The sequence below is a fragment of the Nocardia altamirensis NBRC 108246 genome (assembly GCF_001612685.1).
GTDB lineage: Bacteria > Actinomycetota > Actinomycetes > Mycobacteriales > Mycobacteriaceae > Nocardia > Nocardia altamirensis.
In genome coordinates, this window is the sequence record NZ_BDAY01000116.1 from 17217 (window position 1) to 29316 (window position 12100).

General features: G+C 67.2%; 8 protein-coding genes. 3 read left to right on the top strand and 5 right to left on the bottom strand.

The features are described from left to right. Window positions 1-144: 144 nt before the first annotated feature. The 5 genes from clpX to NA11_RS40935 form a co-directional block, all read right to left on the bottom strand. Window positions 145-1425 carry an ATP-dependent Clp protease ATP-binding subunit ClpX gene (clpX, locus tag NA11_RS40915; protein WP_014982582.1) on the bottom strand — a complete coding sequence of 427 codons (1281 nt, stop codon included), beginning with the start codon at window positions 1423-1425 and terminating at the stop codon, window positions 145-147. 463 nt (window positions 1426-1888) lie between these two features. Next, a complete protein-coding gene (locus NA11_RS40920; protein WP_069167498.1) occupies window positions 1889-2554 on the bottom strand; it encodes an ATP-dependent Clp protease proteolytic subunit in 666 nt (221 codons plus the stop codon). 67 nt (window positions 2555-2621) lie between these two features. Continuing rightward, entirely contained in the window at window positions 2622-3212 is a 591-nt protein-coding gene (locus NA11_RS40925; RefSeq protein ID WP_069167494.1) for an ATP-dependent Clp protease proteolytic subunit, read from the bottom strand. A 273-nt stretch (window positions 3213-3485) separates the two neighbouring features. Beyond that, entirely contained in the window at window positions 3486-4886 is a 1401-nt protein-coding gene (gene tig / locus NA11_RS40930) for a trigger factor (RefSeq protein ID WP_069167499.1), read from the bottom strand. Window positions 4887-5069: 183 nt separating this feature from the next. Then, the gene (locus tag NA11_RS40935) at window positions 5070-5651 is read right to left on the bottom strand and encodes an FKBP-type peptidyl-prolyl cis-trans isomerase (protein WP_069167495.1); all 582 of its coding nucleotides are present in this window, start codon (window positions 5649-5651) and stop codon (window positions 5070-5072) included. Between the two features lie 276 nt (window positions 5652-5927). Here NA11_RS40935 and NA11_RS40940 point away from each other — a divergent pair, with 276 nt between their 5' ends. The 3 genes from NA11_RS40940 to NA11_RS40950 form a co-directional block, all read left to right on the top strand. After that, complete coding sequence (locus tag NA11_RS40940; RefSeq protein WP_218023481.1) at window positions 5928-8399, top strand: phosphoketolase family protein; 2472 nt, start codon at window positions 5928-5930, stop codon at window positions 8397-8399. Between the two features lie 148 nt (window positions 8400-8547). After that, window positions 8548-10203 (top strand): 3' terminal RNA ribose 2'-O-methyltransferase Hen1, encoded by a 1656-nt coding sequence (locus tag NA11_RS40945; RefSeq protein WP_069167501.1) that lies wholly within the window; start codon window positions 8548-8550, stop codon window positions 10201-10203. Beyond that, the coding region (locus NA11_RS40950) for a polynucleotide kinase-phosphatase (protein ID WP_069167496.1) at window positions 10203-12100 on the top strand (1898 nt) is incomplete at its 3' end. The genes NA11_RS40945 and NA11_RS40950, both read left to right, overlap by 1 nt.

Consider the following 12100-nt stretch of genomic DNA (forward strand, 5'->3'; position numbering starts at 1 on the left):
TTCGCTCCGACGCAGCTAGGCGTCCAGAACTGGGCTGTCTACTCAACCTTGAAGGAGGGGTACCCCGTTCGACAGGTCTCCACACCTACCAAAAGAAGCCACCGCGTCAGCAGTGGCTTCTTTCGGATAATTCGGTGCGGTCGGTTACGCCGACTTCTCCCTGCGCTCCGTCCGCTGCGCCTTCCGCGGCACGATGGTCGGCAGCACGTTCTCGGTGACGGTATCCGAGTCGACGACCACCTTGGCGACGTCGTCGCGGCTGGGGATGTCGTACATCACCGGCAGCAGGACTTCCTCCATGATGGCGCGCAGGCCGCGAGCACCGGTGCCACGCAGGATGGCCTGATCGGCGATCGCTTCGAGCGCGTCGGTGGTGAACTCGAGGTCGACCCCGTCCATCTCGAACAGCCGGATGTACTGCTTGACCAGCGCGTTCTTCGGCTCGGAGAGGATCTTGACCAGCGATTCCTTGTCCAGGTTGGTCACCGAGGCGACCACGGGGAGACGGCCGATGAACTCGGGGATCAGACCGAACTTGATCAGATCCTCCGGCATCACCTCGGCGAAGTGATCGGTGGTGTCGACCTCGGCCTTGGAGCGAACCTCGGCGCCGAAACCGATGCCGCGGTGCCCGGTGCGATCGGAGACGATCTTCTCCAGGCCTGCGAACGCACCGGCGACGATGAAGAGCACGTTGGTGGTGTCGATCTGGATGAACTCCTGGTGCGGGTGCTTGCGCCCACCCTGCGGCGGCACGCTCGCCTGCGTGCCCTCCAGGATCTTCAGCAGCGCCTGCTGCACGCCCTCACCGGAGACATCGCGGGTGATCGACGGGTTCTCGCTCTTGCGGGCGATCTTGTCGACCTCGTCGATGTAGATGATGCCGGTTTCGGCGCGCTTCACGTCGTAGTCGGCGGCCTGGATCAGCTTCAGCAGGATGTTCTCGACGTCCTCGCCGACATACCCGGCCTCGGTCAGCGCGGTCGCGTCGGCGATGGCGAACGGCACGTTCAGCATCTTGGCCAGCGTCTGCGCGAGGTAGGTCTTGCCGCAGCCGGTCGGGCCGAGCATCAGAATGTTCGACTTGGTGAGCTCGACGACCTCGCCGCGGCTGTCGCGGCCCTTGTCGCCTGCCTGGATGCGCTTGTAGTGGTTGTACACGGCCACCGCGAGGGTGCGCTTGGCAGTGTCCTGCCCGATCACGTAGTTCTCCAGGAAGTCCCGGATCTCGGCGGGCTTGGGCAACTCATCGAGCTTGACCTCGCTGGACTCGGCGAGCTCCTCCTCGATGATCTCGTTGCATAGATCGATGCACTCGTCGCAGATGTACACCCCTGGTCCCGCAATGAGCTTCTTGACCTGCTTCTGGCTCTTTCCGCAGAACGAGCACTTCAGCAGATCGCCGCCATCTCCGATGCGCGCCATCTCGTGGGTCCCTACTTCCTTGTCCGCGTGCAACCGTCTGTCCAGGTTGCCAGTTATCTGCCGCCCTCGGGCGTGGTCGCAAACGCGTCGACCGGTTCCGTGTATGGCGCAGTGCTGTCAACCGGGAGCAAAGGTCCCTAGGTTGACCGTACCTGGTGTGTGCGATGGAGGTCGACAACTCGAGCATGTTTCTCGGCCGGGTTGTGCGAGTTCTCACGGCACCGGAGCGCGTTCTGTCTGTTCGACGGCCTTGGTCGTGCTCCGGCCGCTTATTCATCGACGCCTACTCCCTAAGTGTTTCCGGAGCGGGCGTGTCCTCGATAGCGGTCCGGCCGGGCAGCATGCCATTGGCATACGTCCCGGCCGGATTTCCCTGGGGTACAGCAACGTGAGAGCGAATCACCGCCGGGCGAGGCAATCCGCCCCGTCGTTTCCGGCTACCCGAAAACGACGGGTCGATGCCTTACTTCTGGGCGCTCAGCTTGCGGTAGTCGAACACCGTGTCGATGATCCCGTATTCCCTGGCCTCCTCGGCCGTCAGGATCTTGTCGCGGTCGGTGTCCTTGCGGATGGTGTCCGCGTCCTTGCCGGTGTGCCTGGCCAGCGTGGTCTCCATCAGGCGACGCATGCGCTCGATCTCGGCGGCCTGGATCTCGAGGTCGGAGACCTGGCCCTGGATGCCACCCTCCAGCGACGGCTGGTGGATCAGCACGCGGGCGTTGGGCAGGCAGGCACGCTTGCCTGGGGTGCCTGCGGCGAGCAGCACCGCGGCGGCCGAAGCGGCCTGGCCGAGGCAGACGGTCGCGACATCGGCGCGCACGTACTGCATCGTGTCGTAGATGGCCATCAACGAGGTGAACGAGCCACCGGGCGAGTTGATGTACATGGTGATGTCGCGGTCGGGATCGAGCGACTCGAGCACGAGCAGCTGCGCCATGACATCGTTCGCGGAGGCGTCGTCGACCTGCACGCCGAGGAAGATGATGCGCTCCTCGAACAGCTTGTTGTACGGGTTCGACTCCTTGACGCCGAAGCTCGAGTGCTCGATGAACGACGGCAGGATGTAGCGCGACTGCGGGCTCTGCGGCGCCGTGCCGCCGAGTGCGCGTGGGTCAAACTGGTTGGCCATCTTGGTCTCCAAAGTCTGTGTGAGAAGCGGCTGCTGCGCTGGGACGGACGAAGAGTCCGGATGGCGCCTAGTCGTTGCCTACGCCGTTGGTCTGGTTCGCGTGGCTGATCACGCGGTCGATGAAGCCGTACTCCAGCGCCTGCTTAGCAGTGAACCAGCGGTCGCGGTCGGCGTCGATGGTGACCTGTTCGACGGACTTGCCGGTGTGGTGCGCCTGCAACTCGTTGAGCTCACGCTTGGTGTGCGCGAACTGCTCGGCCATGATCGCGATATCCGCGGCGGAACCGCCGATGCCCGCCGACGGCTGGTGCATCATGATCCGCGCGTGCGGCAGGGCGAAGCGCTTGCCCTTGGTGCCTGCGGTGAGCAGGAACTGGCCCATCGACGCGGCCAGGCCCATGCCGTAGGTGGCGATATCGCACTCGGCGAACTGCATGGTGTCGTAGATCGCCATACCGGCGGTCACCGAGCCACCCGGGGAGTTGATGTAGAGCGCGATGTCCTTCGTCGGATCCTCCGCGGTCAGCAGGAGAATCTGCGCGCAGATCTTGTTCGCGATGTCGTCGTCTACCTGCGTGCCGAGAAAGATGATGCGATTACTGAGCAGTCGCTCGTAGACCGAATCGCTGAGGTTGAGACCAGTAGTCGCGGACGCCATAGCGATCCCTGCCTGGTTACTTGTCACGGATACCTGCCTTCTCATACCGGCTCGCTGGCCGACGGCCATCTCTGGTTCGTTGTCACAAACATTAACGAAGCAGGGCGGCACCGAACTCCCGGTACCGCCCTTCTTCGCTCACAGCGGAACTTCGCTGGCGCTCAGCTCCGCTGTGCGCTGACGCGCGCTGCGATTTCGGTTCACTCGCTTCGCTCGCTCACTGCGCAATCAACCCTGTCCGAGGGCTTGACTCGCGCTGGTTTTCCATAGAAATTATTCGGCCTTCGCCGCAGCGGTCTCGGTCGACTCGACCTCAGCCGCATCGTCGGCCTCGACCTCGGGAGCGGAATCCTCAGGCGCACCGAACATTTCGGCGGTGTCGACGGTGTTGCCCGCCGAGTCCGTCACCGTGACCTTGCCGACCACGCCCGCGAGCGCCTTGCCGCGGCGGACGTCGGCGAAGATCGCGCCGAGCTGACCGGCCTGCTGCACCTGCTGGATGAACTGCTCCGGCGACAGGCCGTAGCGCTGCGACTGGAACAGAATCCGCTCGGTGAGCTCTTCCTGGCCGACCTGGGTGTTCTCCGCCTCGGCGATGGCGTCGAGCAGCAGCTGGGTCTTCACCGACTTCTCGGCGGACTCCTTGGCGTCCTTGTCGAACTCTTCCCGGCTGGAGCCCTGCGCCTCGAGCGCCTCGGCCAGCTTGGCCTCGTCGTGGTCGAAGCCGTGCACCGCGTCGTGGGTGACGGCGTCGATCTCGGCCTGCACGACCGCCTCGGGCAGCGGCACCTCGACCTGCTCGAGCAGGGTCTCCAGCACCTTGTCGCGGATCTCGCCCGCCTGCTGCACCTTCTTGCTGCGCTCGACCCGCGTGCGCAGGTCGTCCTTCAGCTCGTCGAGCGTGTCGAATTCGCTTGCCAGCTGGGCGAAGTCGTCATCGGCCGCAGGCAGCTCGCGCTCCTTGACGGACTGCACGGTGACGGTGATGACGGCTTCCTTGCCCGCGTGCTCGCCCGCGACCAGGGTCGAGGTGAAGTCCTTCGACTCCCCCGCGGCCAGGCCGATCAGCGCCTCGTCCAGACCCTCGATCAGCTGGCCGGAGCCGACCTCGTGGGACAGACCGGTGGTAGCCGCCTCGGGGACGTCCTCGCCGTCCACGGTGGCCGACAGGTCGATCGAGACGAAGTCGCCGTCCTTGACCGGACGCTCGACACCGGTGAGGGTGCCGAAGCGCTGGCGCAGCGACTGCAGCTGCTCGTCGATGTCCTCGTCGCCGATGGTGACCGCGTCGACGGTGACCGCGATATCGCCGTAGGCAGGCAGGGTGATCTCCGGGCGGACGTCGACCTCGGCGGTGAAGGCGAGCTCTTCGCCGTCCTCGATCTTGGTGATCTCGATCTCGGGCTGGCCGATGACCTTCACCTCAGCGGTGCTGACGGCCTCGCTGTAGCGGCCGGGCAGCACGTCGTTGACGACCTGCTCCAGGATCGCGCCGCGACCGAGGCGGGCCTCGATCAGCTTGGCCGGCGCCTTGCCCGGACGGAAGCCGGGGATCTTGACCTGCTTGGCCAGTGCCTTGTACGCGCGCTCGAAGTCAGGCTTCAGTTCCTCGAAGGGCACCTCGACATTGATCCGGACCCGGGTCGGGCTCAGCTGCTCGACGGTGCTCTTCACGGACATGCTCCTTGTTCGTCGTCTGTTCTGGTTGAGACGCAATCCCCCATCGCCCCGGACTCGCTCCGGGAACCCCGGCACCCGCCGGGTGGCGAGGGACGCGGCGTACGCATCCCGACCAGGTTAGTAGACCGGGCCGGGCGGGCTGCACTCGGCCGCTGTAGTTCCGGCCGCGACGGCGTCTTACTTTCCGACCGCGACCGCGTCGGTGACGAACACCAGCGTCTCGTTCGGCGCGATGCCGCGGCCACCAGCGCCGTAGCCGAGGTCCGGCGGCACGATCAGCAGCCTGCGCGCGCCCTGCTGCACGCCGACCAGACCCTGATCCCAACCCGGGATGACCTGGCCTGCACCGAGGGTGAGCTGGAACGGCTTGCCGCGATCGAAGGAGCTGTCCAGCTTCTGCTTGTTGGACCAGGTGACCAGCGCGTAGTTCATGGTCAGCGGCTGGCCGCTCGCGGCGCCAGGCCCGCTGCCCGGCGTCAGGTCCTTGGTGATCAGCTGCTTGGGCGGGTCACAGGTGTCGGGGATGGTGATCTTCGGTGCGGCGCCGAAATCGCCGCTCACGCCGATGTCCTCCGCGGTGCATTCCCGGCCCTTGCTCTGGGTCGGAGCGGCCTGCGCCGGTGGGACGGGCTTGCCGGGCGACGCGGACGTGGTCGAGGTGGGAGTCGACGCGGCCTTGTCGTCGGAGCCACAGGCGATCAGAGTGAACGCCGAGACGGCGATGGTGCCGATCCCGATAATCCTGCCGAGTGTGTGCATGCCGCGGACCCTAGACCACCCGACGCCGCGGGGCTCGGCAGGATCATCCTGGGTGTCGCCCGTTCCGCGGCGACCACGCCGGGCGTGGAAAGTCACCGATGTGTTGCCGAACCGTCTCACGGCGCGCCGACCGCCCACGGGATCAGACCGGGATCGGTAGTCTGACCGGGAATTCTCCGTCCGGAGTGGATGATTGGTCCGGGGCACGAGCACCCGATGCCGACGATCGCTGCGGGCACCGCGTCCGATGTCCCCGAGCGTGAGGAGAGTCGGCACATGACCCACATGGCGAGCAGCACCGGTGGCGATACCTCGGCCGACAATGTCGACAGCACCAGCGGCGAGACGATCGCGCCCAAGCCGTACCGGCTGGCCGACGTCGCGGGGCCGTTGGATCCCGACGAGCTGGTTTCGATCGACGCCTGGTGGCGGGCCGCGAACTATCTCGCCGTCGGGCAGATCTACCTCATGACGAATCCGCTACTGCGCGAACCACTTCGGGCCGAACACATCAAACCGCGACTGCTCGGTCACTTCGGCACCGTCCCCGGCCTGAATCTGGTGTGGACGCACGCCAACCGAGCGATCCGGCAACGCGGCCTCGACGCCGTCTTCGTCGCAGGCCCAGGACACGGCGGGCCTGGCCCGAACGCGTGCGCGTGGCTGGAAGGCACGTATTCCGAGCTGTACAGCCATATTCCGCAGGACGCGGCCGGGATGAGCGCGCTGTTCGCGCAGTTCTCCTTTCCCGGCGGGGTGCCGAGTCACTGCGCGCCGGAGACGCCCGGCTCGTTCCACGAGGGCGGCGAGCTCGGCTACTCGCTGCTGCACGCCTTCGGCGCGGCGCTGGATCAGCCGAACCTGACCGTGTTCTGTGTGATCGGCGACGGCGAGGCGGAGACCGGGCCGCTGGCCACCAGCTGGCACGCCAACAAGTTCATCAATCCGGCGCGCGACGGCGCGGTGCTGCCGATCCTCGCGCTGAACGAGTACAAAATCGCCAATCCGACCATCCTGGCCCGGATTCCGGAGTCGGAACTGGTTGCCTTGCTGCGCGGCAACGGATACGAGGCGATCATCGTCGCCGGAGACGAACCAGCGGCGGTACACCAGGCGATGGCGACCGCGATGGACACCTGCCTGGAGCGGATCGCCCAGATCCAGCGGGCGGCACGCGGCGCGGCCGACGGGACGCGGCCGGTCTGGCCGATGATCGTGCTGCGCACCCCGAAGGGGTGGACCTGTCCGCCGGTCGTGGACGGCCAGCGCGTCGAGGGCACGTTCCGTGCACACCAGGTGCCGTTGCCTGCCGCCCGCTCGGATGCAAATCACCTTGCGGTGCTGGAAGAGTGGCTGCGTTCCTATCGCCCGGAGGAGTTGTTCGACGAGCACGGGCACCCGGTGTCGGAGCTGCTGTACCAGGTGCCAGAAGGCGATCAGCGGATGAGTGCCAACCCGGTGGCCAACGGCGGCACGCTGGTTCGCGACCTGGTCCTGCCGGACTGGCGCGATTTCGGCGTCGAGGTCACCGAACCCGGTGCGACACAGCACGAGGCGACCAGGGTGCTCGGCGGCTGGTTGCGCGAGGTCACCCGGCACAACCCGGACAACTTCCTCACCTTCGCGCCCGACGAACTGGCCAGCAACCGGCTGCAGGACATCCTCGAGGTGACCGGCCGCGACTGGCAGGCCGAGATCGGCGCGCACGACGAGAAACTCGACCGCACCGGCCGGGTGATCGAAGTGCTGTCCGAGCACATGTGCCAAGGCCTGCTCGAGGGTTATCTGCTCACCGGCAGGCACGGGGTGTTCACCTGCTACGAGGCGTTCATCCACATCGTCGACGCCATGTTCAACCAGCACGCCAAGTGGCTCGACGCCAGCGCGGCGGTGCCGTGGCGGCGACCCATCGCAAGTCTCAATTACCTGCTCTCGTCCCATGTTTGGCGGCAGGACCACAACGGGTTCACCCATCAGGACCCCGGCTTCCTCGATGTGGTGCTGAACAAGAAACCGTCGATCGTCCGGGTGTATCTGCCGCCGGATGCGAACACGCTGCTGTCCACCTACGACCACTGCCTGCGCTCCCGGCACTACGTCAATGTCGTGGTGGCGGGCAAACAGCCGCAGGCGGACTGGCTTTCGGTGCAGGACGCGGCCGAGCACTGTGCGCGCGGCATCGGCATCTGGGACTGGGCCGGGCACAACGACGAGCTCGGCACCATCCCGGACGTGGTGCTTGCGTGCGCGGGCGACGTACCGACGCTGGAAACCCTTGCCGCGGCGGCGATACTGCGAGACCGCCTGCCGGAGTTGCGGATTCGCGTCCTCAATGTGGTCGATCTGATGCGTTTGCAACCGCAGGACGAACATCCGCACGGCCTGCCGGACAGCGAGTTCGACACCCTGTTCACCCACGACCGTCCGGTGATCTTCGCCTTCCACGGCTACCCGTGGTTGGTGCATCGGCTCACCTACCGCCGCACCAACCATGCCGGACTGCATGTGCGCGGCTACAAAGAGCGCGGCACCACCACAACGCCGTTCGACATGGTGATGCTCAACGACCTGGATCGGTACCACCTGGTGATGGACGTCATCGATCGGGTGCCGAGCCTCGGCGAACGGGCCGCCGGATTGCGCCAGGAGATGGTGGACGCCCGATGGACCGCCCGAGCCTGGACCAGAGAACACGGCGAGGACATCCCCGAAGTCGCCGACTGGCGCTGGCCGCACCCCACCGCCTAGCCCGCCCCCGTCCACAGACCCGGTCCACTATTCACAAAGCGTGCAATCTCTGTGATCAGCACCGAACCTCTGTGGACCCACACACCAGCGTCGACGAGCAAGTGAAACTTCCTTGCGAACGGTCGTCCGGCTGGGCGACGATCGCAGGATGCTACTGACGATCACCTGCACACCACCGGAGGGCGCCGACTGGCCGGCGACCGACCTGGGCTTCTTGCTGCACAAGAACCCCGACCGGGTGCAGGCGTTCGACCAGTCGTACGGCACCGCGCATGTCGTGTATCCCGAGGCGAATGCCGCCCGGTGCACGGCGGCGCTGCTGCTCGAGGTCGACCCGATCCGTCTGGTGCGTGGAAGGTCAGGCAACACACCGGATTTCAGCCTCGGCCAGTACGTCAACGATCGGCCGTATGCGGCGTCGTCGCTGCTGTCGGTCGCCATCGGCGCGGTGTTCCGCACCGCACTGCACGGGCGCTGCACGCTGCGCCCGGAATTGGTGGAGACCGCGCTGCCCCTGCGCATCGAATTGCCTGCCGTGCCGTGCAAGGGCGGGCCAGAGGTGGCCGAGCGAATCTTCGCACCGCTCGGCTGGACCGTGGACGCCACCGCACTACCGCTGGACCCGGCGTTCCCGGACTGGGGCGATTCGCATCACCTCCGGCTCGAGCTGACCGGCACCCTTCGCCTGGCCGACGCCCTCTCCCACCTGTACGTCCTGCTGCCCGTCCTCGATGGCGCCAAGCACTACTGGCTGGCCGCCGACGAGGTAGACAAGCTGATCCGCGCGGGCGGCGGCTGGCTCGCCGAGCACCCGGAACGCGGCTGGATCACGCGCCGCTACTTGGCCCGACGACACTCGCTGGTGCGTGCCGCGCTGGCTCGGCTCGCCGAAGTCGACGAGGTAGAGCCGGAACTGCTCGACGCCGTCGAGGAGTCGGTGGACGAAAGTGCCGCCGCCTCAAGCCCTTCAGACGACACCGTCGTTGCGGGAAAGGTACCCGCGGGCAGGCTGACCGCCGACCGCAGTTCAGGCACCCCCGACGACGCGAGCAACGCGGCCGTCGACAGCACTCCCGATGCGGGTCAGCATGGGAGCAATGCAGCCACGCCCGACACGGACAAGCCGACGGGCGACGCTGCTGCCACTGCCGAAACAACCACGCGCACACCATCATTAGCGGTGACGCGGCGCGCAGCGGTGCGTGCGGCATTGCACGAAGAGGGGGCGCGGCGGGTGCTCGACCTCGGTTGCGGGGAGGGCGCGCTGTTGCTGGAACTGTTGGCGGACCGGACGTTTACCGAGATCGTCGGCGTCGACGTCTCGATGCGAGCATTGCGGATCGCGGAACGTAGGCTGCGGCTCGACCGGCAGCCGGAACGGGTGGCGCAGCGGCTGAGCCTGGTCCAGGGTGCGCTCACCTACACCGATGCACGGCTGCGCGGCTATGACGCCGCGGTGCTGATGGAGGTCATCGAGCACGTCGACGTGCCGCGGCTCGGCGCGCTCGAGCATGCGGTGTTCGCGTCGGCCGCGCCGAAGACGGTGCTTGTCACCACGCCGAACGCCGACTTCAACGTGCACTTCGACACCTTGCCCGCCGGCAAGTTCCGGCACGCCGATCACCGATTCGAGTGGACCCGTGCGGAATTCGCAGTGTGGGCCGACGCGGTGGCGGCCCGGCACGGCTACGCGGTGCGGTTCGTGCCGATCGGAACGGTGGATCCTGAGTCGGGGGCACCGACGCAGATGGCGGTCTTCACGAAGTCCGAGGCAGTGTCCGCAACGAGGGAAGGGGCGGCGTGATGACGGAGCTCTCGGTGCCGGAACTGGCACTGGTGGTATTGGTCGGCAGCACCGGCTCGGGCAAGTCGACGTTCGCGCGCAAGCACTTCCGGTCGACGGCGATCGTTTCCTCCGATGCCTGCCGCGGCGTGGTCAGCGACGACGAGACGGATCAGTCGGCGACGGCGGAGGCGTTCGCGCTGCTGCATCACATCGCGGGTGTCCGGCTGCGGCGCGGCCTGCGCACGGTGGTCGACGCGACCAACGTGCAGGCCAAGGCGCGGCAGGAGTTGATCGCGGTGGCGCGGGCACACGACGTGCTTCCGGTGGCGATCGTGCTCGACGTGCCGGATTCGGTGTGTCTGGAACGCAATGCGACCCGACCGGATCGGGCCGCACTCGGCGCGCACGTGGTCGTCAGGCAGCAGCGCGAGCTGCGGCGCAGCCTGCGCGGGCTGGAGCGCGAAGGCTTCCGCAAGGTGCATGTGCTGCGCGGTGTCGCCGAGGTCGATGCCGCGACCATCGTCGACGAGAAGGCGTGGAACGACAAGCGGGAACTCACCGGACCGTTCGACGTGATCGGTGACGTGCACGGCTGCCGCGCCGAATTGGAAACGCTTCTCGGCGAACTCGGCTACGGCATCGACCGCGACGACGCGGGCCGCGCGGTCGGCGCCAGGCATCCGGACGGGCGCGCCGCGGTGTTCGTCGGCGACCTCGTCGACCGCGGCCCGGACACGCCGGGCGTGCTGCGCCTGGTGATGGGCATGGTGGCGGCGGGAACCGCGCTGTGCGTCACCGGAAATCACGAGAACAAGCTGGTGCGCGCCCTCGACGGCAAGCAGGTGCGGGTGGCGCACGGGCTCGCCGAGTCGCTGGCTCAGCTCGGCGACGAGGACGAGATTTTCCGCAAGGCGGCACACGAGTTCTGTCGCGGGCTGGTCAGCCACTATGTCCTCGACGGCGGCAACCTCGTCGTCGCGCACGCCGGCCTGAAGGAGGAGTACCACGGTCGGGCGTCGGGCCGCGTCCGCTCCTTCGCCATGTACGGCGAAAGCACCGGGGAGACCGACGAATACGGCCTTCCGGTGCGCTACCCGTGGGCCAACGACTACCGCGGCCGCGCCACCGTGCTGTACGGGCACACCCCGGTGCTCGACCTGCAGTGGGTGAACAACACGCTGTGCCTGGACACCGGTGTGGTCTTCGGCGGCAGGCTCTCCGCGCTGCGCTACCCGGAGCGCGTTCCGGTTTCGGTTGCCGCGGAACAGGTCTGGTACGAGCCGGTGCGGCCGCTCGAGGCCACCACGATCAGCACCGCAGCGGGTGTCGTCCGCCGCGACCCCGGCGTGCTCGACCTCGACGATGTCGTCGGCCGCCGTGTCGTCGAAACCCGCTATCACGGACGGGTCGGCGTGCAGGAGGAAAACGCCTGCGCCGCACTGGAAGTGATGAGCCGGTTCGCGATCGATCCGCGGTGGCTCGCGTATCTGCCGCCGACGATGGCGCCGTGCGCGACCTCGGAGCTGCCCGGATATCTGGAGCACCCGGCGGAAGCCTTCGCGTACTACCGCGCCGAAGGCGTCGAGCAGCTCGTGTGCGAGGAGAAGCACATGGGTTCGCGGGCTGTGGTTTTGGTGGCCCGTTCGGCGCAGGCGGCGCTGGACCGGTTCGGCGTCGACGACGGCGGGACCGGTGTGCTCTACACCCGCACCGGCCGTCCGTTCTTCGACGACCGCGCACAGACCGAGGCGCTGCTGGCCAGGGTGCGTGCGGCCGCCGAGACGGCGGGCCTGTTCGAGGAGCTGCAGAGCGAGTGGTTGCTGCTCGATGCCGAGCTGATGCCGTGGTCGGCGAAGGCAATCGGCTTGCTGCGCAACCAGTACGCGGCCGTCGGCGCCGCGGCGCGAGCCGCGCT

Bases quoted from the DNA above. Each gene is read 5' to 3' on its own strand.
- NA11_RS40945 (WP_069167501.1), top strand. From the start codon at position 8,548: ATGCTACTGACGATCACCTGCACACCACCGGAGGGCGCCGACTGGCCG.
- NA11_RS40940 (WP_218023481.1), top strand. From the start codon at position 5,928: ATGACCCACATGGCGAGCAGCACCGGTGGCGATACCTCGGCCGACAAT.
- NA11_RS40920 (WP_069167498.1), bottom strand. From the start codon at position 2,554: ATGGCCAACCAGTTTGACCCACGCGCACTCGGCGGCACGGCGCCGCAG.
- NA11_RS40935 (WP_069167495.1), bottom strand. From the start codon at position 5,651: ATGCACACACTCGGCAGGATTATCGGGATCGGCACCATCGCCGTCTCG.
- NA11_RS40925 (WP_069167494.1), bottom strand. From the start codon at position 3,212: ATGGCGTCCGCGACTACTGGTCTCAACCTCAGCGATTCGGTCTACGAG.
- clpX (WP_014982582.1), bottom strand. From the start codon at position 1,425: ATGGCGCGCATCGGAGATGGCGGCGATCTGCTGAAGTGCTCGTTCTGC.